The sequence below is a fragment of the Butyrivibrio sp. TB genome, assembly GCF_900110805.1.
Classification (GTDB): domain Bacteria; phylum Bacillota; class Clostridia; order Lachnospirales; family Lachnospiraceae; genus Butyrivibrio; species Butyrivibrio fibrisolvens_C.
This window is the reverse complement of sequence record NZ_FOER01000018.1, coordinates 77,043-102,878: the sequence shown is the minus strand read 5'-3', so window position 1 is coordinate 102,878 and position 25,836 is coordinate 77,043. Positions and strand designations below refer to the sequence as shown.

Here is a 25,836-nt window from a genome sequence, read left to right as displayed (position 1 = left end):
TAACCAGCCATCCTGCGTAGCAGGGCTTGCCCTTGATGGGTTCTGACAGAAACGCTACGATGTTGTCCCCGACGGTGGGAAGTATTAGCTGTTCTTATCATCTTCACCGTCGGCAAAGCCAAGCAGCGTTTCTGTCGGGTTCGGTCAAGGGTGGCGTACGGTAGCAATTACATTAGTTTAGTACGATGGAAAGTGGACTATTATTGACACTCAAACTTCATGATGATAGCCTAAAATGAGCGGATGAAATTTCGCTTATTCTTATGATGCCAACAAGGCAAAGGCATATCAAGGTTCCTTTAACCCATTAAATCCTACAGTAAATTTACACTGTCTATGAAAATTTTATATCTTGAACTCTTAGCGAATTTAAGATATTATATCCACGTAATCAAATAGCAAATACCAATGAAAGGGGTGATTAACATGAGAAAATCATATAAGACGATTTTATTACCGAATACAGTCTATGACATGTTAATCACACCGAAGTTATAATAAAGTGATTTAACGCGCATCCGACAAGTTCGGGTGCGTTTTTTGTTTAATAGAATCGTCCTTTTCTGCTTTTGGTTACAAATTCAGAGAGAAAGAAGGATGATCGATTGAACAAATTTAAGTCAGTAATTATGAGTTGCCAAGGGAAGAACAAGTCTTGTTTGCATTGGCTGTATAACACTCATGCCGGCAATGAAGATGAAGAAAAGGTATTTGCGTACCAAGAGCTCAGCTTTTGGTTTAGGGGGACTGGTTTTAGAAATCCGGAAAAGATGTTTTTATGTATCGGTATTTCACGAGAATATTTTGGTTACGATAAAGAAGATTTTGCGATACCGACTTCCAACTACATTTTATATCACCTTTTTCCTGTCATGTCGGAGCTAGGTAAGGAATACCTAAATGACAAAAAAGATGCCAGAGAAAAGGCAAAGTTCGCTATTCAGGCACCAGATGGCTGTATGGGCAAAAAAAGCGGTTGCTTTTATAACAGTGAGCTTGATAGTTTTGTTCTTCAGATGAGCTTTAATGTGCCGCTGATAAATGGCACATCTGTCAACTCGAAGTCTGCATTTCGTGCGGTGAAGGATATACTCGAACATGTTGATGCAGCACTTGCCAATATCAACAAGGAGGAGCTTGAAAGTTGGCAGAAGACATTCATCAATCAAAGAAGTATCCGTAAGTTTATGAAGGACAATCATTTGTGCGCCTTTGTGGCTGACGGAAGTATATTGCCCAGGCATAACGGTACAGATGAGCCTATGACTGATGCAAAACCATTTGAATCGCCTGATAATTTAAGAGTAAGTATTACAACAGATGATGGCGATTTCATAACCGGTATGGGAATTAAAGAGGGAATAACTGTAATAACCGGTGGCGGATACTCTGGCAAAAGCACGTTGCTGGATGCAATAGAACTCGGGATTTATGATCATACACCGGGAGACGGAAGAGAGTATGTTCTTTCAGAAAGGTCGGCACTAAAGACAAACGCAGAGGACGGGCGCCCTGTTGAAAATGTGAATCTGAAGCCTTTTTTTCACAGACTAAGTGGCAATATAGATTTGAGCCACTTCAGTACAAGGCATGCCAGCGGAAGCGTATCTCAAGCCGCAAACATAGTTGAGGCAATCGGCTGCGGCGTTAAGCTGATCTTGATCGATGAAGATAAGAGCGCCACGAATTTTATGATTCGCGACAAGGTCATGCGAAAGATAGTTCCCGATGAACCCATTATTCCTTTTACAGATAGAATTGAGGAACTGAATAAAAAAGTTGGAATGTCCATAATTTTAGTCATCGGAGGCTCGGCGGAGTATCTGGCATATGCTGACACGGTTATACTTATGGAAGATTATGAAGCGAGGGATATTACGGAACAGATCAGTTATTTCGGAATAGATAAAAGATCTGAGACTGCTGCAGCAATGTGGGGAGATTCGCGAAGACTAATTCCCAAAGCAACAACACAGGAGTTTCTCTATTTCCGATCAACCATAACGGAAAATGAGAAGAAAATTATTTTGGACGATTACAGCGCCGACATCACAAGCTTAACAGCGCTCACCACACCAGAAAGGCTAAACACGCTTATGAGCGTTATGGAAAAAACTCTTACAGACAAAGAAGGAGATTCCGATGAACTTATCAGTAAGCTTGTTTACTACACTAACCGCACCCTTGTTTTCGAAGATGCGAGGGGAGAATTCCGCACAGACGGGGCTGGACAAAGCTTTTATAGTGAGATAAGGCCAATTGACGCATGGTGCTGCATCAACAGAATGCGAGGAGTTAGTTTCACAAGATTATCGGAAGATCAAAATTAGTGATATTAAGAGGATTTCTGAGGATGATTCTTCAGGAATCCTCTTTTTTTAGGCGTTTGGATATAGTATCATCAAAGAAATAATTTTTTTAATATATAGGATGATTATGTCAAAAAAGATTTACTTAATGAGACACTCTATACCGGAAAAGATAAAAATAGAAACATCAATGATCCCTCTTTCTGATGAAGGCATAGCTCTTGCCAAGTCTAAGAAAGAAGTTATGAAAAGAGTTGATCATTGCTTTTCTTCTTCATATAAAAGAGCGATTGATACTGCCAAAATTATTACAGATAACGTTGTTGTAGTAAGTGAATTACATGAAAGAATCATTGGCGAGGCGTTCGAAGATTTCTGGCTAAAGCAGTATTTAGACCATGATTATCGAAATCCTAATGGTGAATCATTAAATGATGTTAAGAATAGAATGAAAATTGCGATTGATTCAATTCTTGGAAAAATTCAAGATGGAGAATCCGCACTGATTGTTTCTCACGCTACAGCTATTTGCTCTTATCTATTGAATTATTGTGATGTTACAGTAACAAATCCTTCTGACAAATCCAGAAAAATAACATATAAAGATGAAACTGTAATGGATGGAATATTTGCACCAACAAATTACTTTGAGATTGATTTTATAAATGATTCTATAGATTCAATATGTTTTCATTCATAGCAGTAACTTGATTTTAGGGCATTGAACCATAATATTCCAGCATAAAATACTTACAAATTCTTTAACAATCTGTATATTTCTTGCATAAAATGGGAATGCGTTGGCTGAAACAATGGCATTTCCATTATTTTTAAATAAAACATTCAAGTAAAAATACACACAAAGAGAAAAAGTGTGTATTTTTACTTGAATGTGTAATTGATTTATTCTACGCGGTGTTGTATTATTAAAGCAAAAATACACACCATTGCCGAGATGTGTGTATAATTACTTTAAAATGCTAAACCTTCAGAAAAGGAGGATCGACATGGTTCTTACCTATAATGAATGTATAGAAAAATATGGATCGGATTATAAGATAAAGAAAGAGCTGAGCAATGGAGAACTCTTTATGAAAGAAAAGGGAGTATATTCTACTGTAAGAAATGTTTCGGATCTTGATATAATAACTAGCAAATTTCCGAGGGCAGTGTTTACCGGAAAAAGTGCGTTTTATTACCATTCTCTTACTGATGTGATACCAGATCATTTTCATCTTGCAACTCGGCGAGAGGATTCAAGGATTAAGGATCAAAGAGTAATACAGTCTTTTCTCAAAGATGATATTTTTGAGCCGGGCATAATTGAGATGAAGTATAATAACTCGAGTATTAGGATATATGACAGGGAGAGGATGCTCATAGAACTTATGCGCTTTAGAAAAGGCATACCATTTGATTTGTACAAGGAGATAATACAAAATTATAGGCGTATAGCAGAAGAGATGGATTTTGGACTTGTTGAGGATTATGCCTACATGTTCCGAAATGGTAATACACTTATGAATCAGATACAGATGGAGGTTCTTTGATTTCATGAATTTAAGGGATGAGGTAGAAAAGATAAAAACAGAGGGGTATAGCGAAGCAAACGCAGAATCTAAGCTCTGTCAGGATATAGTACTCAAGGCAATTGCAAAAAGCGGAATGGCGAGGAATGCAACCATCAAGGGCGGAGTTGTAATGAGAAGTCTTTCTAAGAATGCCAGACGCGCTACGCAGGATATAGATCTTGATTTTATCAGATATTCGATATCTGATGAATCCATAAGGCAGTTTGTTAAACGTCTTGATTGTATTGATGGACTGTCCATTGCTATAGATGGCAAGATAACTGAACTTAACCATCAAGACTACAAAGGAAAAAGGATTACTATAACTATAACGGATTCAAATGATACAGTTTTATCACTAAAAATGGATATAGGTGTTCATGCTGATTTATCATTGGAGCAGGAAGAATATGCTTTTGATATAGGATTTCAGGAAGATGCAGTTAGTCTTTTGATTAATTCCAAAGCGCAGATGATTACAGAAAAACTGAAATCACTTGTGCGATTTGCAAGTAGATCAACGAGATATAAGGATGTATTTGATATCTGCTATCTAAGCGATGAGGTGGACAAGGAGCAACTTAGAGATTGTATTGATAAGTATATCTTTTCTGATGAAACACTTAGAAACGTAGCAACAATGGACGATGTTGTTAAGCGTGTGGAAAGAGTTTTTAGCAATAAGGCTTATGTAGATTCTGTTTCAAAATCTGGTAAGAACTGGCTTGATATGCCAGTTGAGGCGGTTCTCAAAAAGGATTTGGAGTTTATTAAATCGCTTTGAAGGAGCCTTTAACGTGAAAAAAGTGAGATTGGAAACACATGATCTTGTCTTAAAGAAAGCTGAATATGGTGATTGGGAAGCAGATTCTAAATGCTTTATGTGACGAAGCTTCCAGATGTGGAGCAAAAGAGTTTAGAGGCGGTCATAGGATGAAAAACATTGCGTCAGCCAAGATGTTTGAATCATGTGGATTCAAGTATGCTTTCGATACGGAAGAAAAGACTGATCTGAGAACAGGCGAAAAGTATGTTATTCGAAAACTGAAAAAGGAACTACGTTGAATATTTATTCGCTTTTTCAGGTAAAATAGGCTCTTTTTATGAGGCACAGAAAAAGCGTATCGTCTATTACAGTATAAACGGTTAAGCAAATCGACAGTTTGTGGAGATGAAAAGAGGATGGTTAGCACAATCTGGCTACACCCTTCATACATCTAAATTATCATAGAAGTTCCATATTTACAGAAAAAATTTCAAAGTCTCTTCACAATCCTAGAATTATACCTTTACATCATTTCTTCTACTATCTAATCCCAAGGATTTGTTTTATATCATCTATATAATCTTCAACAAGTTCAGGCGTATCCCCATCGAATTCTATGACAGTATCACCTATTTCGTCGTATAATGTTTCGTTGATGGCATCGATCTCTACGGCTAACATTAGATGATTAGATGCAGCATATTCAATGACATTTTTGCCCGCAAGAAGGAGATTAACAATATTCATCTGATGTTCACTGATAGGTAAGTTACCGGATGGCTGATCATTACTTACAGTTTTATCATTAGAAATATTATCGTTAGAAATAACTTCCCTAATATCAATGTCATCTACGCCTATCTGTAATTTAGAATCAGATAATGCAACGCTCTTATTTGGCACAGATTCAGTTATATTACTAGCCAATACTTCATCTTCAAACTTCATAAACTCATCTTCATCAGACATTTCTTCTTCGGTGATGAGCTGATCTCTAGTGTATGCAGCGTCTTTTCTGATTCCGGAGAGTTTGCCAAAGTCTATATGTATCTTAGGCTTAGCAGCTTCTTCTTTTTCCTTGATATAAGTATCTGCAGCATCTGATATGGCCTGGATTATAAGAGGGAGGTTGAGCTTTTGCTGCAAGGGATGTCCAAAGGAGAACTTCCTACGGCAGATCCTGTCTATCTCTTTGCAGATAGCGCCAAGGTCGCTGCTCTTACTATCAGCCTTATAGAAGGTTTCAAGGCTCCAGTGGCCGTCCCTGCACCTATAGATCCTTGCATCACTAAAGACATATTCATAATCTTCATAGTGGATATGATCATAGAATATAGCCTTCCTGAACATGTGATATGGATACACTCCCTTTGCCCCAAAGCACTTTTCAAGGAGCATAGGCTTATTGTGTTCCTGATAGAAGAGTGATACATTTCTATATGCTCTTACAGTGATCTCTTCCATGTCTTTGGGATTTTTTTTGTAAAAAAGTGATCCCTTCAGACTATCCGAGGACAATGCATCTATGGCTTCAAATATCTTATGTATATCATCTTCTGATAATTCAAAAGCGGAATCTTTGGATGATTTATCATCATTTATGATATTTTCTGAAGGCGAACTTATTTTATCGCCTTTTACATCCCTTATATAGTTTTCATATGTCAAAATAGTAGACAGGCTGTCATCAAAGCTCTTGTCATAGATTCCATCAATAAGGCTCTCAGGAAGGTTATAATAGACCACATAGTCCTTAAGCCAGTCCTGTATATATTCGTGCATCGAAGGATCCTTATCACCGAATACTTCGTCTATATACAAAAGCTTCCTAAAACCTTCCTCAGGATCTGATATACCAATATTACATAATATTTCGTATAAATATACATAAACAAAGGATAAAGAAGTAATAGAAGATCCTGACACAGAATATGCGTCTATCTCCCCGTTTCTAAAGCGCCTTCTAAAGTCAAAATATCCCTGCAGCTGATCATTATTCATAACATGATAAGTCGGGAAATATCTTGTGAATCTTCCGTGAAAGTCATAAGGCTCTTCATAGTCTTCCATGAATTTGCCCTGCTTATAGAAATAGTAGCCATCAGCTCCCGGCTTTGAATCAAGGACATTATAAAGCTCCTTCATCTGGGCGATCTTTGGAGGGAGACTTTCATCAGCACGCCTTCTTCCGCCAAAAGAAAGGGGCTGATCCTTGTAAGTACCTGTAAAAGTAACCTTTGCCGGAATCTCTATATCTTTTGATATATTATAGTCATAATTTTTATCAGCATAAAAAGACCTGTTATACTTTGAATCATTACTTATATCAAAAGACTTATTATAATCTGAAGAAGATGAAAAATCCTTATGATCCCTTGTGATCTCAAAGCTTATATCAAGAAGCTCAATTATCTTTTCAAGATCAACGCTTCCATCAAGAAGTATTGTGATCCAGTCCTTCTTACTCATATGATACGCCGGAAGAAAACCTCTTTTGCCAAGGTAAGATGAAATGTCCTCTTTGCGGCATCTTAAATCTATGACATCATAAATACGCCCGGGGGTAAGTCCCAGGCGTTGTCCGTCCACGTTCATAAAAAGAGCGTACCACTTAAGTGAGCTCTCATGCCTTAGAACTGCATACTCAGGCAGCAGAGTCCACGGATATATTGGCTTTGTATTATATTTGTTAAGGGAATATTCTAGGATTTCATGACGAAGAGAATCTGAAGGGATCATATAGCTTCTCTCTTAAGTCATTTACTCTTTTTGGAGGATTTCTTGATATGCTCTAAGTTAAGCTCAGGCATAAGTTCTGTATCGATTATATTAAGCATCTCCTGAAGCTTGTCATAGTCCTCTTTAGAAAAGCGTTCCTTACATCTTTCATCTATAGTCTTAAGATATGACTCATAGATGTTGGAGTAATTTATATATTTTTTGGTCGGACGTATATGGTATTCACGCTGATCTTCCTTGGACTGAATCTTCTCAATATAACCTTTCTGCAAAAGGCTGTTAACTCTATATGCAGCATTAGGTGCAGAAATATTCATCATATGAGCAAACTCAGCTATGGTAGGATTCTTAAGAGCGTTGATACATTCCATACTAAAAGTCTCAACTGTTGTAAGAGTAGCCTCACGGGTCTCAAAATTTGAAAAGATCTGCATATAAAAATGTATCCTGATTTACTGTAAATGTCTGAAAGAGCTTTGCCAAGCTTATCCATCTGTGCCTCCTGCTATACTAAAATACTCATAAAAGAACCGTTCTATAACAATGGCTATAAGACAATTGTCATAGAACAATTCATTTATTATGTTAATTAAAAAATTTGTTGTACTACAAGTATAACAGTTTTGAAGATTAAAAAGAAGCTTTACAATAATTGTTTTTAAAGCATTTAGTTATATAATCAGTCCATAGACACTGCAAACATAAGTTCAGCCTTAACAGCGATCTTGCCACCAACACGTGCCTCGGCGCTTGCAATTCCAAGAGGACCTTCCTGACGGATGAGTTCGCATTTAAGCTCTACTACATCTCCCGGAACAACCTGCTTCTTAAAACGTGCCTTATTAACTCCTCCAAAAAGAGCGATCTTGCCCCTGTTCTGCGGCATAGACAAAAGGGCAACAGCACCTGTCTGAGCCAGAGCTTCAAGAAGGAGTACTCCCGGCATTATAGGTTCACCCGGGAAGTGTCCCTGGAAGAAAGGCTCGTTCATAGTAACGCACTTTCTTCCAATAGCCCACGCTCCCGGCTCATAGTCTTCAATAACATCTACAAGAGCAAAGGGGTAGCGGTGCGGCAGGATTTCAGAAATTTCTTTAGCAGAAAGTATATTTGGATTTTCTCTTGGTTCTTTTGGTAATGACATAATAACCTCGCAAAACTAAATTCAAAAATTAACAACTACCACCATTAAGCTGTAATATTACAGCTTAGTCCTCAAATTTCTTGAATATAAGGCAGGCATTATGTCCGCCAAATCCAAGAGAATTACTCATTGCATACTTAACATCAGTATTTCTTCCTTCGTTAGGAACGATATCAAGATCGCACTCAGGATCAGGATTCTTGTAACCGATAGTAGCAGGGATGAATCCCTCATCAACAGCCTTAACACAGAATACTGCCTCAACGCCGCCTGCGCCGCCAAGAAGGTGACCTGTCATAGACTTAGTGCTGGATACAGGAACTTTGTATGCATCCTCGCCAAAGACCTTCTTGATAGCCTTGGTCTCGCCTGCATCATTAAGATGAGTTGATGTACCATGTGCGTTGATATAAGAGATATTTGAAGCTTCGATACCGGCATCTTTAAGAGCAAGTCTCATACAATCTGCAGCGCCGTTACCTTCTGGATCCGGAGCAGTGATATGGTATGCATCACAGTTAGCACCGTATCCTACGATCTCAGCATAGATCCTGGCGCCACGCTTTTTGGCATGCTCAAGCTCTTCGATCACAAGTACGCCGCTTCCTTCACCCATTACAAATCCGTTTCTGTCAGCATCGAAAGGAATACTTGCGCGCTCAGGATCTTCAGAATAGGAGAGTGCTGTCATAGAAGAGAATCCGCCGATAGACAGTGGAGTGATAGAGCCTTCAGCACCGCCGCATATCATAACATCCTCATAACCGTCTCTTACTCTGTGGAAGGCATCGCCTACAGCATTAGATCCGCCTGCGCAGGCTGTAACAGGACATGTACACATACCCTTAAGACCATGAGCTATAGCAACTCTTCCTGCCGCCATATTTGAAATAGACATAGGAATATAGAAAGGAGATACTCGCTCCCAACCCTTCTCCTGACCTCTTGTATGTTCCTGTTCGATGATACCGATTCCGCCGATACCACTTGAGATGATAACACCGCATCTTGCAGCTTCATCTTCACTTACCTTTGATTCATAAAAAGGTATCTCTTTACCTTCAGCATCCTTCTGACCCTCTTTTACAAGACCAGAATCAAGGATTGCTTCTTCTGCGGCATACAGAGCATACTGTGTGAATGGGGCCATACGTCTTGCTTCACGCTTGTTAAGACGCTTTGAAACATCGAAATCCTTAACTTCACCGGCAACCTTAACTTTAAAATCTGTTGTGTCAAAATAAGTTATAGGACCAATTCCACACTTGCCGTTTTTGATAGCATCCCAGCTTTCCATGACGCTGTTGCCGGTAGGGTTAACTGTTCCTATTCCTGTTACAACTACTCTACGCATAAAAACTCCTTTTAAATTCTCAAAACCAATATTAGTAATAAAAACCAAGTAATATCAGCATCCCATACCGCCATCAACGCCAAGTACCTGACCTGTGATATAGGATGACTTCTCTGATGCAAGGAAAAGTGCAGCATTGGCTATGTCAGAAGGTTCGCCTGCCTTCTTCATAGGGATAGTAGCAAGAGTTGCCTCCTTGGCAGCATCTGTCATCTCCTTGGTCATATCTGTGCCTATGAATCCGGGAGCTATTGCATTGCAGGTTATATTCCTTGATGCAAGCTCCTTGGCAGTAGACTTGGTAAGACCGATTAGGCCAGCCTTACTTGCAGAATAGTTGACCTGACCTGCATTGCCGTGAAGACCTACAATACTTGATAAATTGATGATTCGGCCATAGCGCTGCTTCATCATAGGCCTTGCAACTTCTCTTGTCATAAGGAATGCACCTTTAAGATTAGTAGCTATAACATCATCAAAATCTTCAGTGCTCATCCTCATAAGAAGACCATCTCTTGTAATACCTGCGTTATTAACAAGTACGTCAATTCTTCCAAACTCGTTCATGGCAGCTTCTACCAGAGCTTTAGCTCCTTCCTGAGTAGCTACATCTCCCTGAACTGATATAACTCTTATCTCTTTACCATTTGTGCTGGCAGCATTGAAGCAAAGTTCTCTTGTCTCGTCTGCCTTGGCGCTGTTACCTGCGTATCCGATCACAAGATCATATCCTTCGCCTGCCATTGAGACAGCGATAGCTCTTCCTATGCCGCGGCTTCCACCTGTGATCAGGGCACATCTTTTTGTTTCACTCATTCGTTATTCCTCATCTTAAATTCTTATCAATAACAAATCAGATTTCCAATCTGTAAATACATGATTTCTGATAATCTATCAATTTCTTATAACGATCCAGATCACGCACTTAAAGTTTTCTTTGAAAGCATTTCTTCGAATTCTTCAGCTGTCTCTACGGCGTAGATAACATAATCATCTACGCCAATAGCTTTTGCAGTCTTTTTGATAAATCCGGAAAGTGCATGTCCCGGACCAACCTCTACGAATTCTCTAACGCCGTTTTCAAATAAGCGTCTTATGATTTCTTCCATACGAACAGGGCTCTGAACCTGCTTTACCAAAAGATCCTCTATTGAGAGTCCTTCTTCATTTTCTTTGCCCAGATAATCGTACAGAACCGTGATAGACTCTTTGCTAAAAGAGATTTCTTTGAACTTGTCTGAAAGTGCATCACCTGCACTCTTCATGAAGCTTGTATGGAATGGTCCGCTTACAGAAAGAGGAAGAACACGCTTGGCACCTGCCTCCTTTGCATACTCGCCTGCTTTATCAACAGCAGCCTTCTGACCGCTTATAACGAGCTGTCCCGGGCAGTTGAAGTTACAGATCATAACTATTTCGCCTGTTTCTTTGCTTGCCTTTTCACAGCACTCATTAAGAACACCTTCTTCAAGGTTAAGTACAGCGCTCATGCCGCAGTCGATACCTTCTGCAGCCTTCGCCATTGCCTTTCCTCTAAATGCAGCAAGTTCGATCGCCTGCCTTGCGCTAAGAACTCCTGCAGCTTCTAAAGCTGAGTATTCGCCAAGTGAAAGACCTGCAACATAGTCAGCTTCATATCCGTTTTCTTTAAGAAGAGCTGTCATACCTGCAGCAAATGCAACCATGCAAGGCTGTGTATACTGAGTTTTGATAAGGTCTCCATCAGGATCTTCGAAGCAAAGCTTATGAAGATCAAAATCAAGAACATCGTTTGCGCAGTCAAAAGCTTTTGCAAATGTTGTATACTTCTCATACAGATCTTTGCCCATACCTGCATGCTGAGCGCCCTGACCCGCATATAATATAGCTTTTTTCATATATAATCCTTTCTAAAGTCGTTTACTATAGATCAACTAAATATAAATCATAGAATTAAAATACAAATATATTTTCCTCAAGTTTCTACAGGCATTCATACTTTATTTTTTACATAGCTTCTTTGACAGCGCTAAAATCAATTCCTGCGCATAGATCAGCGAAGATATCTGCTACAGGTCTTATTTCTTTAACCTGACCGCAGGTCTGGCCTGTCATAAGTGAGCCGGTCTGAGTATCTCCTTCAAATACAGCTCTTCTAAGAGAACCAAGAGTATACTTTTCAAGCTCTTCAAGAGTTGCACCTTTTTTCTCCTGAGCTACATATTCACGAGCCATCTTGTTCTTAAGAACACGTACAGGAGTTCCGCCTATGCGGCCTGTAACGATAGTATCGCTTCCCTTGGCCTTAATGATGGCATTTTTATAATTGTCATGAATAGGACATTCAATAGATCCAAGAAGACATGTACCAACCTGTACGCCACATGCGCCAAGTTCAAGTACTGCACGCATCTGCCTGTTGTCAGCAACGCCGCCTGCAGCTATTACAGGGACATTTACAATGTCGCATACCTGAGGTACCAGAGTCATTGTTGTCATCTCTCCGATGTGACCGCCTGATTCGCAGCCTTCTGCTATGATAGCGTCAGCTCCGCAGTCTTCAAGGTGCCTTGCAAGGATAGGAGCAGCAACTACAGGCATTACGAAGATTCCTGCCTTTTTGAAGCTGTCCATGTACTTACCGGGATTACCTGCACCTGTTGTTACGAATGGAACCTTCTCTTCACATACGATTCTTACGAACTCGTCTGTCTGCGGATGCATGAGCATGAGATTTACACCAAATGGTTTATCTGTAAGAGATCTGCATGTAGCAATTTCCTGTCTTAATACTTCAGGATTCATGCCACCTGTAGCTATGATTCCAAGACCACCAGCATTAGAGCAGGCTGCTGCAAAAGTGCCTGTTGCTATATTGGCCATAGCCCCCTGAATTATGGGATATTTTGTTCCCAATATATTATTTAAATAATTCATACCTTTCCTCCCTTTATATCCGTATATCATTTATATAGACCAAAAGCTGTTTTTATTCTAAAATCCAAAATTTATTTATAATCAGTCACCAAATGTGATCATCACACCGCCCCAGGTAAGTCCTGCTCCAAAGCCTACAAGTATGAGCCTGTCACCTTTTTTAAGGCTTCCATTTTCATATAATTCTGACAAGGCAAGAGGGATAGATCCTGCGCTGGTATTACCGAAATGATCCATGTTTTTATAAAATTTAGACGGATCTTCCTTGGACTTTTTGACTACGTGATCGATTATACGGGAGTTAGCCTGATGGCATACCACATGGTCTATATCTGACAGAGATATGTCACATCCATCATCTGCCTTAAGAAGCTCATCTATGCACTTTGGCATAGCCCATACTGCAAATCTGAATACAGCCTTTCCATCCATCTGAATGAAGCTGTTTGCATTGCCTGCACCAAGGCAGGATATTTCTTTGCCGCCTCTTGCACCGAGAGTTTGGCGAAAAAGAGCATTAGGATCTCTTTTTATAACAGCAGCGCCGCCGCCGTCTCCAAATAGTACACAGGTAGTTCTGTCTGTCATATCAAGAAGGCGGGAGAGTTCTTCCATACCTATTACAAGACCATATGTCTTTCCACTTGCTTCAAGAAGCCCCCTGGCTACGCAAAGAGCATATATAAAACCGCTGCATGCTGCGTTAACATCAAGTACCGGAATATCTTCCGGAAGTGAAAGTGCCTGCTGCACCATACATGAAACAGATGGAGTTGCATAGTCTCCAGAAATAGTAGCGCAGATGACACATCCTATATCTTCTTTGGATATTCCGGATCTTTGAAGGGCTGTGCCACAAGCCTCTATAGCCATAGATACACAGGATTCATCATCTTCGCAAAAATATCTTGAACGTATACCGGTCCTTGTGGATATCCACTCATCATCGGTTTCAACGATTTTGGCTATATCATCGTTTGTAACCTTCTTTTTTGGATGACAACCGGCAACGGATAATATCTTAATTCCCTGCATTATTAGTTAATATTCCTTTCAGGCCTTTTTGCGGAAAAAAGATGCAGGCTCCTTAACCTCACCTATATTCCTGTATTTTTCATGCCTGTCGGCAATTATATCCTTGGCATTCATTCTGGAATATGCTGTAAGAGCCTTTTCTATAGAAAGAGAAAGTCTCTCATATACATCTTCAGAATCTACCTGCATTCCGCCTTCCGGCTCCTCAATGATCTCATCGCAAAATCCTGCATCTTTAAGGTCATAGGAAGTCATCTTCATAAGATCGCAGGCTTCTTCAGCGCGGCTTGAGTCCTTCCATAAGATAGAAGCAAAGCCCTCAGGTGAGAGTACAGAATATACAGCATTTTCAAGCATAATGACCCTGTTAGCGACGCTTATTGCAAGAGCTCCGCCGGAGTTACCCTCACCTGTTACAACTGTGATAACAGGAACATTAAGGTGTGACATAGCAGCAAGGTTTCTTGCAATAGCTTCTCCCTGACCGTGCTCTTCAGCTTCCTTGCCGGGATAAGCGCCTGGTGTATCTACAAAAGTGATGATAGGGCGGTGGAACTTATCTGCCTGCTGCATGATACGAAGAGCCTTACGATAGCCTTCAGGACGAGGCATTCCGAAATTGTAGTCCATGTTCTCCTGCACAGTATGTCCCTTATGATGACCAAGGACTGTTACGGGACGTCCGTTAAAACGGGCAATACCGCCGAAGATACTCTTATCTTCATCAAAAAGATGATCACCTTTTTGCTCAAAGAAATCTGAAAACAGATGCTCTATAAAGTCTTCAATATGAGGTCTGTCAATTGAACGTTCGATAGAAACCCTCTGAAGTGGTGATAGATTTTTATTCATTAAATGCTACCTCCTTTCTCTGAAGAAGAGTTATACCATGATGTTCGCTGCCTTGATGGAGCTTTAGAAGATCGATCAAGGTTGCGCGCATATCTTTTCTCTCAACTATCTTGTCTACAAAACCGTGGGACTCAAGATATTCTGCTCTCTGGAATCCCTTGGGGAGCTTCTTGCCAATTGTCTGTTCGATAACTCTTGGACCTGCAAATCCTACAAGAGCTCCGGGCTCAGCAAGAGTTATATCTCCAAGTGTGGCAAAAGAAGCTGTGACACCGCCTGTAGTAGGATGTGTAAGATAGCTTATATATAGACCACCTTGCCTTGAGAACTCCTCGATAGCATCAGCTGTCTTAGCCATCTGCATAAGAGAGTAGATACCCTCCTGCATTCTGGCACCGCCACTTGCTGAGAAGATGATAAGAGGTCTTTTCTTTTTAGTTGCATATTCAATTGCTCTTGTAACTTTCTCTCCAACAACGCTGGACATAGATCCCATGAAAAAGTGTGAATCAAGAACAACGCATACGGCTTTAATACCGCCGATGCGGCCTTTTGCGCAGACAGCGGATTCTTTCATGCCAGTCTTTTTTTGCTGTTTAATTACTTTTTCTTCATATTCTGGGAAATTAAGCGGATCTGCCGGAGACATATTTGCATCCATAAGTGACATCGTACCTGTATCGAACACAGCCTTAAGTCTTGTATCTGCACTTAATGGAAGGTACTTGCCACATACGGGACATACATAAAGGAGCTTCTCCCATTTGGGGATGAGCTGTCTTCTTTCACATGAAGGACATGTAATGAAAAGTTTATCCTGTATACTCATTAGAATAAAATCCTTTCAATAGTATCTGATAGAAGTGTATTATTATGCACACTTCTTTGTATATTGATGCAAAGAAGTGTGCTGCAATTTTTGTTTGCCGGTAGTTAATCAAGCTACCTTATTTTCTTTGAGGTAAGCAACTACCTTGCCAACTGTATCAAGCTTAGCGATAACTTCATCAGGGATCTTAGTGCCGATAGCATCTTCAAGTGCCATGTGAAGCTCTACAAGATCAAGTGAATCTGCCTCAAGATCTTCTGTAAGAGAAGCCTCTTCTGTAACCTTATCCTCGTCGCATCCAAGTGTGTCTACAATAATCTTCTTAACGTCTTCAAAATTCATATTAGTTTCCTCCTTATAATAAAGAAAAGATTGTTTGTATTTAATTTAAGAAAGGAATCGTATCTTAGAATCCTTGTACTTCATTATGTAGTTCAAAAAACTACGTGATAAAGTTTCTTTAATTAAATATTTTTAAGCATCTCAAAACTGATTAAAATATTAAAACCAGTTTCCAATAATGTCAATAGATAACTTTAAAATTTTTAATATTTAATTGATAAATAATTGTTCTTCGGCAATAGCAACATCAGTATTATCGGTAAAAGAAAACCACTGATATAATCAGTGGTTTTAAGGTTTTATACACTTCTATTTTGCCTATCTGACCATATATTCGAATTTCCGCATCAATTAAAATAGTCTTATAACAAAACAAAGCTTCTAATTCCAAGGCTGTTGCCATATAATTGGAAGAAATTATAATTTACAAAAAAACTAATTCAAGAATCTCAAAGGAGCGTTTTACACGTTGAAATCATCACATATTTACAAATACCTAAAGGCAGAGCTTACTGATACAAAGCTTATCTTAAAACACCAGCACAAAGAAATTGAGCTCGATCAGCTCAGAGCAGTAAGGTACAATTTTATTCGTATTGATAATAAAACGACTTTTACAGACTTTAAAGTTCTTATTGGTGATAACGAGATCTTTACAATAAAGGAGCCTTTTTTCATGTGGGACGGAGGAAGAGATACGAAGCAGCTCTTTGAACATCTGAAACGTTATCTTCATGAAAAATATGATGATGATGAATACCTTAGATATTCTGACCGTCTATATGAACTGATAAACAAAGGGATCAATGAAGAGAATGAAAAAAAGATCCACAAACTGGTACTTGAATTAGTAGTAACAACATGGACTAGCATTATCCTGGCATCACTTATCCTTATGCGTGTCATAGCAGGTACATGGTAATAGTAGCACCAGTATTATTTGTATACAGCAACTTTGATCATGAGTCGTCCTTTTCTGGTGCTGCCTGTTTGTCCGAGATATTTGAATTTACCATGACCTCTTACAGAAACTCTTGAGCCCTCTTTGAGATCATAACCTGCACTGAAGGCGCATCTTCCGTCGATGAAGACCAGCTGTCTTGACACAAGTTCCTGAGCCTGGCTTCTGGATATTCTATAGACGAGTGCAAGCACGGCATCAAGTCTTTCGGATGCAACAGATCCAGATATTTCTTCAAAAGAAGGTCTTATATCACATTCTTTATTAGAAACCGGTATGCATTTAACACAGGTGTGTTTTATTCGGATGAGCTCTTTACATATTAATTCTTCCATATCTTTTAATATGAATAAATATGCAACCTGTCCATCTTCTGAAACGAGGATATCACCTATGATATCTCTTTCGATTCCGAGGTTCATTAAACTCCCAAGAAAATCTCTGTGAGTAAGTTTATCTGCAAATTTTGCATTTACCGGCACAACTTTAAGGCAGGATACGATGGAACCTCCTTCATCTTCCTGAAGTTTTAAACTTTCAGCATCGAGATAAGAAGGAAGAAAACAAAGGACATTTCTTTCACTGTCTTCATAGCCGCCATATAATGTAAACTTTACGCTGTTGTAAACCTGGTTTGCTGCAGAACCGCCGCTTTTATTAATTTCATCAAGCACAGCTGCAAGTTCTGAAAGCCCTAGGAAATTAGTGTGCGTTGTGTAATCGTTTTGATATGCTCTTGATGCCAGATCTTTGATATGACCGATGAGCATTGAATTATCATTTTCCATGAGGTTCCTCACCAATTTTTATAAAAAGTAGTTATAGGCATAATTTTAATCCTAAACAGATTTTAACATATTTTCTAATTATTGCTCCGTCGGCCGCCCCCTATCATGATCCCCCTCATAGCATATCAATGTATATTTTGGCTGATATATTATGGCGCCCCCGGCGCCCCTGTTTATTATCCTGCCGCCCTGCATAATGTAAATTTTGTGCATATTTATACTGCGCCCCGCGCCCTCTTGTATTTAAACCCGGCCCTGCGCTTTGTTCGCTTTTTCGATAGCTTTCGCTTCTCCACACCCCTTTCCTAAGTGCCGAACAGATTTTTTAAAAATATACGGATGCGTATGTGTCACTGTTGCTTAATTAAAGATTAATACAACAATTCTTTTTTTCTTTAGGACAGCTCTCAAACCGCGCATTTTAAGGCTTTTCCCGATAAAGATATGGTGTAATTTGGAAAAAAGAGAGCTTATTTTTGGATAAATTTTTGGTGATCTGCGGAAAACGTTATGGTGAGTTTTGGAAGCCTCCGGAAGGGTTAAGTTCTGGTGATTTTTGGAAAAAGAGCTTGTTTTTGGCGGGAAAATATGGGTTTACCTCTGGAATCCAGAACTGAGCAGGTCTTGCGGGTTTTTAAAAAAGCCAAAGTTTTGCTTTTTTTTGGAATATTTTGATAAAACTTGTGGGTGAAAATGGAATTTCAAGAAGAAAGAAATGGTATTTTTTGGAAAAAAGGGGATAAAGATGTGCGTAAATATGGAATAAAAATCAAAAGATGTGATGAAATTCGGAATAAGTCCACCGTAAATTATGCTGTTTTTTGGAATAAAAAACACTAAGTTTTGGTGATATCTGGAATAAAAATACGTAAGAGATGGTGAATTTTGGAATAAAAAACCGCCGTAAAATGAAAAATTAATGGATCCGGGGCCTATACGTTTATTATGCTAAGAAGATGTGGTGAATTTTGGAAAAAAGATATGGAATTAATTGGAATTTTGGCGCCTTAAAGTATGGTAAAAACTGGATTCTTCATTCCAATTTGGTCGTATCTTGTGCATTTTTGGAATAAAGTACATCGAATTGCTAAAAATGTAATTGCTTAAATTATCATTGAATGCATGTCTATATTAATGTTCTGGTGTATTTTGGAATGTATTAATGTTCTATTTGGAATTTAATGTGGTGTATTTTGGAATATAGATCACCGGGAAATATTTTTAAAAATTTTTTTTTAGAATTAGTTGTGGTTAATTTTGGAATGAAATTGGTATACATCTGTCTGATTTTGGAATGAATTAATTAACACCTGCCGAATTTTGGAATCAGACCTGTCGAATTTTGGAAGATTTCGAAAGTACGAGAAAAATGGAATGCTATTGCGGGAGGGGATTCTTTTGAGTATAATGATTTTACTTAAAAAGTAAGACTAAATTGGAATGTAATAGGGGGGTTAGTAAGAGAAAATTGGAATCTAAGACGAAAAATACTGAAAACAGTACGATGCTCAGCAATGTTACGTACAAGAAGTCCAATACTCTGATCACCGCAAAGGGTAAATCTACACTCCTTGGCCAGAAGCTTTTTGCTATTGGAATCCTGATGGCAAAAGAACTGGACGATGGAAGTCTGGAAGCGATTATTCCCGGAACATATTTGCGTAAAGCGCTTGGCCGTAACAATGGTTCTTTTTATGATCAGATTGTTGCACTGGTTGAGCCTCAGAAGAATAAGGCATCACTCCTTGACTGGCGTATTATTTACAAAGACAAGGAAGAACAGAAGATAGAAGCATCAAATGTTATCACTGATGTTTCTTTTCATGATGGGAGATTGACACTTCGCTACAACAGTAAGATCAAGAAATATATTACAGGTCTTAAGAACAACTATACTGTTCTGAACCTGTCGGAGTCTCTGACATTCACAAGTATATATACATACAGACTTTACGAAGTTCTCAAAGCTGAGATGGATTATCAGCGTGCGATCAGTCATTCAGAAGGTCCTTATGAAGTGACCTATGAACTCACTGATCTCAAGCTCATGCTCGGAATCATCGATCCTCAGGAGAATGCTGATATTGCCAAGGCTCTGAAAAAAGAATCTCCTGACTATGAGAAGATTGAAAGAAAAGCTGAAGAGAGCGGTATCAACAAGATGTCCAATTATACGGACTTCAGAAGATACGCACTTGAAAGAGCTAAAAAAGAGCTTAACAAAAAGTCCAGTATCCGTGTAGAGTACAAGCCTGTAAGAATGGGACGAGGCGGAAAGGTAGTAAGTATCTGCTTCAAACTTTCCAGAGTAGGACACGAAAAGTCTAAGGAAGTAGAGGCTGCTCCCAAGAAGGATATCTTCGAGCAGATCGATGAGATGCAGCAGCTCTTTAGTGAGAAGATCACTGCAAGTGATGCAAAGGCAATCCTTGAAGCTGCAGGCATGGATATGAAGAAGGTTCGTTACGCTTATGGAATATCCAGAAAGTCAGGACGAATTGATAATATAGTTGGATGGATGATCAGTGCTATTAAGAACGGCTATACTGAAAACGCTTCAGGCGTACAAGATGCTGATTTTGAGCAGAACACCTACGATTTTGAAGAACTTGAAAGAAGATTCGTAGAGAACTAAGATCTATGCGCCGACATTTAGTCGGCGCTTTTTTTCGGGTTAGTGAAGCTATTATAATCATATTCCATTTTTAAACGGGATATGTAAGAGTGTTTTTGTAAGAAGCTAAACAATTGTAAAAAAGTGGGGAATTTAGGGGACCTTCAGTTATTGCGGCCTTTTTTGGGAGGATAGAAAAGTGCGACTAATGCATTTATCAGATTTGCATCTTGGGATCAAGGTATACGAATTTGATCTTTTTGAAGATCAAAAGTATATGCTTGACAATATAATCAAAATTGCCATAGCCAAAGATGTAGATGGAATCATGATAAGCGGTGATGTATATGACAGACCTATTCCACCGGCAGAGTCTGTTGCACTTTTTGATTCATTTCTCACAAGATTATCAGATGAGGGCATAAAAGCATATATTACTTCCGGCAATCACGATTCCCAGGAGAGACTATCTTTTGGCTCCAAGCTTATGAACAAAAGTGGGATCTTTTTTGGCGGAACTTTTGACGGAACTGTTCCAAGGATGGATCTGGAAGATGAGTATGGTCAGGTTCACCTGTATATGCTACCTTTTTTAAAGCCTTCTATTGTCAGAGCGCATATGGCAGATGATACCGGTAGCTCTGATAATATGAGAAGTGTTGAAAACAAAACTAATAGTATAACTGAAGATAATAAAAGCACGGATAACAATACCGGCGATATAAATGCTAATGATATATGTCCTGATGAGAACAGTGACTTGGATATTGATTCTAAGGATGCAATCAGCGCTAGAATATCCAAAGATGACATAACATCTTATCAGAAAGCGATAGATTATGTTTTATCTGGATTGCAGATTGATAAAAGTGCCCGCAATATAATCATGGCTCATCAGTTTGTAACTGGTGCAACCAGAAGTGATTCTGAAGAGATAAGTGTAGGCGGAGTAGATGAGATTAGTGCAGATAGCTTTGATTTATTTGACTATGTCGCACTTGGTCATATCCATACTCCCCAGATAATCGGTGGTAATGAGCATATAAGATATTGCGGAACTATGCTCAAATACTCCTTTTCCGAATGTAAGAAAAATAAAAGTGTTCCAATAATCACCCTTAAAGAAAAGGGCAATATTGATATTGAGCTTGCAGAACTTATCCCGCAAAGGGATATGAGAGAGATAAAAGGGACTTACCTTGATCTTACAGCAAAGAAAAATTATGCAGATACAAATACTGATGATTATATTCATGTGACACTTACTGATGAGGATGATGTTCCGGATGCTCTGGGAAGGCTCCGCTCCATATATCCCAATATCATGAAGCTTGATTATGATAACCTTCGTACAAGGGCTGTTTATAACAGTGAGATTCCAGATGAAGTCGAGAAGAAATCTCCTCTTGACCTATTCCAGGAGTTTTATAATCTGCAAAATGGACGTGATCTTACTTTGGAAGAGTCAACTTATGTTCAGTCACAGATTGAGAAGCTCTGGGAAGGAGGAGCCTGATGCGTCCGCTAAATCTTACGATTTCAGCTTTTGGTCCCTACAAGGATGAGACTTTTATAGATTTTACCAAGCTTGGCGAAAAAGGTATGTATCTGATCACAGGAGATACAGGTGCCGGCAAGACTACGATCTTTGATGCAATCTGTTTTGCGTTATACGGAGAACCCAGCGGAAGCAGCCGTGATCCCAGGATGTTTCGCTGTAAATATTCTGATGCTAAAGTCCCGACTTATGTTGAACTTCTTTTTTCATATCATGGCAAGGAGTACCGGATCAGAAGAAATCCGGAGTACGAAAGGCCTGCCCTTCGAGGCGGCGGAATTACAACCCAGAAAGCCGATGCACTTTTAGAATTTCCTGACGGGAGAGAGGCTGTCACCAAAACAAGCGAAGTTACCAAAGAGGTTGAGAAGATAATAGGACTGTCCAAGGATCAGTTCACTCAGATCGCCATGATAGCTCAGGGCGATTTTATGAAACTGCTCTTATCAGATACCACCGAAAGGTCCAAGATATTCAGGCAGATCTTCATGACCGGCAGATATCAAAGGCTTCAGGAGATTTTGAAAAAAGAGGCTAATAAAGCCGAAGATGATTATAAATTAAAATCGGCTATCGCTACCGAAAAAATAGCCCAGATCCAGGTAAGAAGCGAGGATCAGGAAGAGCAAAAGAGATTTCTTGAGTGCAGTAAAACTAATGAGATAGAAGCTTTTATTGATGATATAGATAAAGAGGACAAGGAAGATCTTAAGCTTTTTAGCAAAAAAGAAAGTGAGCTTAGAAAAAGCCTTGCAGATCTGAATAGATCTATCGGAGTCGCAACTGAGAGGAAGAAATCAGAAGATCTTCTTAACAAGAACAAAGCTGCACTTGAGAAAGCAAAGCCGGAATACGAAAGTGCCAAAGAAGATCTGAAGAATAAAGCCAAAGATTATAAAAAGAGCGAACCCCTTGCTATTATGATATCTTCTGAGAAAGAAAATCTATCATCCTATGACAAGCTCGATGAGACTCAAAATAGTATCCTTGAAGCTGAAAAGAAGTTATCAGCACTAAAAAAATCCAAAGAAGAGCTGGTAAACAAGGCAGCAGAACTTGAGAAAGAATATGCTACTAAAAAGAAGGACCAGCAAAAACTCAAAGATGTTCCTGCAAGGAAGATCAAAGCCGAAGAAGAACTTGGCAAAATTAAAAATAAGGGCAAGGATGTTCAGGATATAGTTGTAGCTATTAAGAATGAATATCCTAAGGAAAAAGAGGAACTATTAGATCTCCAGAAGGAATATCAGGATCAGGCAAAAAAATACGAACTGATTCAAAGAGAATATGAATCCAAAAACCGCCTTTTCCTTGATGCTCAGGCCGGAATACTGGCTGAAGGTTTATCTGAAGGTGAGCCTTGTCCTGTGTGCGGATCCACTGTTCATCCACATCTGGCAGTTTTGAAGCAGGAAGTTCCGCTTCAAAAAGATGTTGATGATGCTATGAATAGAGCAGAAAAGCAAAGAGCCTTGATGCAAAAGGCGGTGAGCCGCGCATCTGCCAAAAAAGCGGAAGTTAACAAGCTCTTTGATACGATCATTGATGATATTAAAAGCTATATAAATAAAGGCTTTATTGAAGATATCGAAGATGAACATAAAGATAATATTGAAGCTATTGATAACGGCGATATATCAAGAAGTGAAGATAAGAACATAGCTTCTGATAAAGGTGATGTATCAAGGCATGAAGATAAGGCAGATATTAGTTCTAACATAAGTAATATTGCAGCTATTTTAAGCGATGAGGAAGAGTTAAGATCCTCCAAAGAAAAGTATGAGATTCCTGAAGGTCTTTCAGATAGTCTCGGTCTTGAATTTGATAGTCTCAAAAAAGATCTTAAAGATGTAACTGCAGTTATTAAAAGCCTCAAAGAGGCTTCTGATCTTCTTGAATCTCTGACTGCAGAAATACCTGCATTTGAGAAGTCGATAAAAGAAGTATCTCAGATGCAAAATGAAAATGCGCTATCTTCAAAGGAACTTGAGACAACGATAACAGGACTTAAAGTCAGAGAAAAAGAATTAAAGAAATCTCTTACTTATGAGTCTAAAGAAAAAGCCCTTGAGCATATCAAAAAGCTGGAGCTTGAAAAAGAAGCAATAGATAAGGCTTATAAAGATGCTGATGCAAAAGCAAGAGACTGCGAAAAGAAAGTCCAGGATCTTACAGGTCAGATAGCTGCTCTATCCAAAAATCTTGCAAAGGGCAAATCTGAAAATCTCGAAGAGCTTGAGGAAAGAAGGTCAGATCTTAACAAAGAGTATACTGATAATAACAAACTTCTTTCTTTAGTAAAAAATAGAATAGATAACAACAAAGAACTTAAAACCAAATTGTTATCACTTGGAACAGAGCTTGAAACTCTGGAACATGAGTTTACATATAAGAAGATAATATCCCAGACAGCTAATGGTAATCTTAGTGGTAAAGCTAAGATCATGCTTGAAACCTATATACAGAGAAGCTTTTTTGACAGGATCATAAACAGGGCCAATGTGAGATTTATGACTATGTCAGGTGGACACTACGAACTTGTAAGAAGAGATGAGGATAATATCAAATCCCAGTCGGGACTTGAGCTTGATGTTATCGATCATTATAATGGCGGAACCAGAAGTGTAAGGACATTGTCCGGCGGTGAATCCTTCATGGCTTCATTATCTCTTGCGCTGGGACTTTCTGATGAGATACAGAGAAGTGCGGGCGGAATCCAGCTGGATACTATGTTTGTAGATGAGGGCTTTGGATCACTTGATGATGCAACTTTGGATCAGGCGATCAGTTCACTTGCGTCACTTTCTGAAGGTAACAGACTTGTGGGTATCATCTCACATGTCGGGGAACTTAAGGAGAGGATCGATAAACAGCTAGTGGTAACTGTAACGCAGGGTAAGGGAAGCTTCATTGAGTGCCGTACCGAGTGAGAGTCGCGGGGGGATCGCGGCAGGACTTTGACAAATAAAATCAACGCATCATGTGAAAATAACCTTGATTTTTCTAAGGTACTGCTACGCTTCCGTGGACATGCTATACTGCAGCTTCGCACTACCTAAGAAAAATCAAGAACATTTTCAAAAATCGGCTTATGATTTTATTTGTCAAAGTCCTGCAGGAAGGGCCTCGCGAATATGATGGTATTGACACATCTATGTTTTGTACTCTTAAAGCTGGATTTTTGCGACAATGACTGTATTCGTTGCCACGATATAGTGGAATGAATAGAAGCTTCGGGTAGTTCAGCAAAAATGTTTGCGGTAGTTGGTGAGAGAGTGGAGATTTATCGTTTTTTGTGGATGTAGACGATAGGATATTGAGAATCAGCTAGAAGGTATATATATGTATAATTTAAAAAAGATATTATCAGTAATTATTATTCTGGCTTTTGTACTTACTGGGTGTAAGGCAACAGATATTAAAGTTGATGAGAATTCCGATAAGAGTGCGGGTGTTGAAGGTACAGAAGATAGCACTAGGGAGCTGGAGTATTTAGAAGCATCTGATGAAGACGATTTGGAAGATGGCATTGACGATGGGCTTAGTGATTCTGATGAAGATGAGAATGTCACTTCGGCGGGGGATCTTAACCAGCTTGATGAAGATGGATATTATTATGATGTCGAGAGTGTTGTCCTATATCTTGATACATATGATCATCTTCCAGGCAATTATATTACTAAGTCTGAAGCTAAGGCTCTTGGCTGGGAAGGTGGTTCTGTTGAAGATTACATGGAAGGCGGCGCCATTGGCGGCGACAGATTTGGTAATCGTGAGGGGATTCTTCCTGACAACTCCTATACAGAATGCGATATAGATACAGACGGTGAGAGTAGCAGAGGTGCCAAAAGGCTTGTTTTTACAGATGATGGCCAGTACTATTACACAGAAGATCACTATGATTCATTTACCGAGATTATCATAGTCGATGGTGAGATTGAATACGGTGAGTTATATAATTAATTAAGACTTTTGCCTGGACAGGGCAGTAAAGTGTGAAAATGAACTATATACTGCCGCTCCTGCAAAAACTCTGGTGATACTACTTTGTCCAGGCA

22 protein-coding genes are annotated in these 25,836 nt (G+C 39.2%); 10 read left to right on the top strand and 12 right to left on the bottom strand.

Annotated features, from left to right (window positions below):
* Positions 1-605 precede the first annotated feature (605 nt).
* The 5 genes from BMX21_RS12735 to BMX21_RS12715 all read left to right on the top strand — a co-directional run bounded on the left by BMX21_RS12735 (position 606) and on the right by BMX21_RS12715 (position 4,945).
* A complete protein-coding gene (locus tag BMX21_RS12735; RefSeq protein ID WP_092044934.1) occupies positions 606-2,330 on the top strand; it encodes an ABC-ATPase domain-containing protein in 1,725 nt (574 codons plus the stop codon).
* A 106-nt stretch (positions 2,331-2,436) separates the two neighbouring features.
* Positions 2,437-3,009, top strand: coding sequence for a histidine phosphatase family protein (locus BMX21_RS12730; protein WP_176757289.1), 573 nt, complete (start codon positions 2,437-2,439; stop codon positions 3,007-3,009).
* 307 nt (positions 3,010-3,316) lie between these two features.
* A complete protein-coding gene (locus tag BMX21_RS12725) occupies positions 3,317-3,859 on the top strand; it encodes a type IV toxin-antitoxin system AbiEi family antitoxin domain-containing protein (RefSeq protein WP_022753324.1) in 543 nt (180 codons plus the stop codon).
* A 4-nt stretch (positions 3,860-3,863) separates the two neighbouring features.
* Positions 3,864-4,664 carry a nucleotidyl transferase AbiEii/AbiGii toxin family protein gene (locus BMX21_RS12720; protein ID WP_092044928.1) on the top strand — a complete coding sequence of 267 codons (801 nt, stop codon included), beginning with the start codon at positions 3,864-3,866 and terminating at the stop codon, positions 4,662-4,664.
* Between the two features lie 65 nt (positions 4,665-4,729).
* Positions 4,730-4,945 carry a GNAT family N-acetyltransferase gene (locus BMX21_RS12715; RefSeq protein ID WP_022753326.1) on the top strand — a complete coding sequence of 72 codons (216 nt, stop codon included), beginning with the start codon at positions 4,730-4,732 and terminating at the stop codon, positions 4,943-4,945.
* A gap of 241 nt (positions 4,946-5,186) precedes the next feature.
* On the opposite strand, the gene BMX21_RS12710 is transcribed toward BMX21_RS12715, so the two are convergent.
* The 11 genes from BMX21_RS12710 to acpP form a co-directional block, all read right to left on the bottom strand.
* Positions 5,187-7,385 carry a TerB N-terminal domain-containing protein gene (locus tag BMX21_RS12710; RefSeq protein ID WP_092044925.1) on the bottom strand — a complete coding sequence of 733 codons (2,199 nt, stop codon included), beginning with the start codon at positions 7,383-7,385 and terminating at the stop codon, positions 5,187-5,189.
* 17 nt (positions 7,386-7,402) lie between these two features.
* Positions 7,403-7,819, bottom strand: coding sequence for a MarR family transcriptional regulator (locus BMX21_RS12705; protein ID WP_092044921.1), 417 nt, complete (start codon positions 7,817-7,819; stop codon positions 7,403-7,405).
* Between the two features lie 245 nt (positions 7,820-8,064).
* Positions 8,065-8,529, bottom strand: coding sequence for a 3-hydroxyacyl-ACP dehydratase FabZ (fabZ, locus tag BMX21_RS12700; RefSeq protein ID WP_092044918.1), 465 nt, complete (start codon positions 8,527-8,529; stop codon positions 8,065-8,067).
* 64 nt (positions 8,530-8,593) lie between these two features.
* The gene (fabF, locus tag BMX21_RS12695) at positions 8,594-9,883 is read right to left on the bottom strand and encodes a beta-ketoacyl-ACP synthase II (RefSeq protein ID WP_092044914.1); all 1,290 of its coding nucleotides are present in this window, start codon (positions 9,881-9,883) and stop codon (positions 8,594-8,596) included.
* 54 nt (positions 9,884-9,937) lie between these two features.
* Positions 9,938-10,699, bottom strand: a complete 762-nt coding sequence (gene fabG, locus BMX21_RS12690) for a 3-oxoacyl-[acyl-carrier-protein] reductase (protein ID WP_022753331.1) — start codon at positions 10,697-10,699, stop codon at positions 9,938-9,940.
* 101 nt (positions 10,700-10,800) lie between these two features.
* Positions 10,801-11,760 (bottom strand): ACP S-malonyltransferase, encoded by a 960-nt coding sequence (gene fabD, locus BMX21_RS12685; RefSeq protein WP_022753332.1) that lies wholly within the window; start codon positions 11,758-11,760, stop codon positions 10,801-10,803.
* 109 nt (positions 11,761-11,869) lie between these two features.
* A complete protein-coding gene (locus BMX21_RS12680; RefSeq protein ID WP_022753333.1) occupies positions 11,870-12,799 on the bottom strand; it encodes a nitronate monooxygenase in 930 nt (309 codons plus the stop codon).
* Between the two features lie 81 nt (positions 12,800-12,880).
* The gene (locus tag BMX21_RS12675; protein WP_092044911.1) at positions 12,881-13,834 is read right to left on the bottom strand and encodes a beta-ketoacyl-ACP synthase III; all 954 of its coding nucleotides are present in this window, start codon (positions 13,832-13,834) and stop codon (positions 12,881-12,883) included.
* Between the two features lie 18 nt (positions 13,835-13,852).
* Positions 13,853-14,686, bottom strand: a complete 834-nt coding sequence (locus BMX21_RS12670) for an acetyl-CoA carboxylase carboxyltransferase subunit alpha (RefSeq protein WP_022753335.1) — start codon at positions 14,684-14,686, stop codon at positions 13,853-13,855.
* On the bottom strand, positions 14,679-15,515 hold the full coding sequence (gene accD, locus BMX21_RS12665; protein ID WP_022753336.1) for an acetyl-CoA carboxylase, carboxyltransferase subunit beta: 837 nt from the start codon (positions 15,513-15,515) through the stop codon (positions 14,679-14,681). The genes BMX21_RS12670 and accD overlap by 8 nt, the downstream gene beginning before the upstream one ends.
* A gap of 108 nt (positions 15,516-15,623) precedes the next feature.
* Positions 15,624-15,857, bottom strand: coding sequence for an acyl carrier protein (acpP, locus tag BMX21_RS12660; protein WP_022753337.1), 234 nt, complete (start codon positions 15,855-15,857; stop codon positions 15,624-15,626).
* 469 nt (positions 15,858-16,326) lie between these two features.
* Here acpP and BMX21_RS12655 point away from each other — a divergent pair, with 469 nt between their 5' ends.
* Entirely contained in the window at positions 16,327-16,779 is a 453-nt protein-coding gene (locus tag BMX21_RS12655; protein ID WP_022753338.1) for a hypothetical protein, read from the top strand.
* Between the two features lie 14 nt (positions 16,780-16,793).
* Here BMX21_RS12655 and BMX21_RS12650 read toward each other — a convergent pair whose 3' ends face one another.
* Positions 16,794-17,606 (bottom strand): YlmH/Sll1252 family protein, encoded by an 813-nt coding sequence (locus tag BMX21_RS12650; protein WP_022753339.1) that lies wholly within the window; start codon positions 17,604-17,606, stop codon positions 16,794-16,796.
* A gap of 1,468 nt (positions 17,607-19,074) precedes the next feature.
* On the opposite strand from BMX21_RS12650, the gene BMX21_RS12645 reads away from it, so the two are divergent.
* From BMX21_RS12645 to BMX21_RS12630, 4 genes are all read left to right on the top strand, one after another.
* The gene (locus tag BMX21_RS12645) at positions 19,075-20,241 is read left to right on the top strand and encodes a replication initiation protein (protein ID WP_022753342.1); all 1,167 of its coding nucleotides are present in this window, start codon (positions 19,075-19,077) and stop codon (positions 20,239-20,241) included.
* A 187-nt stretch (positions 20,242-20,428) separates the two neighbouring features.
* Positions 20,429-21,736, top strand: coding sequence for an exonuclease SbcCD subunit D (locus tag BMX21_RS12640; RefSeq protein ID WP_092044908.1), 1,308 nt, complete (start codon positions 20,429-20,431; stop codon positions 21,734-21,736).
* Entirely contained in the window at positions 21,736-24,708 is a 2,973-nt protein-coding gene (locus BMX21_RS12635; protein WP_092044905.1) for an AAA family ATPase, read from the top strand. Before BMX21_RS12640 ends, BMX21_RS12635 begins: the two co-directional genes overlap by 1 nt.
* A gap of 412 nt (positions 24,709-25,120) precedes the next feature.
* The gene (locus BMX21_RS12630) at positions 25,121-25,741 is read left to right on the top strand and encodes a ribonuclease domain-containing protein (protein ID WP_092044902.1); all 621 of its coding nucleotides are present in this window, start codon (positions 25,121-25,123) and stop codon (positions 25,739-25,741) included.
* Positions 25,742-25,836 lie beyond the last annotated feature (95 nt).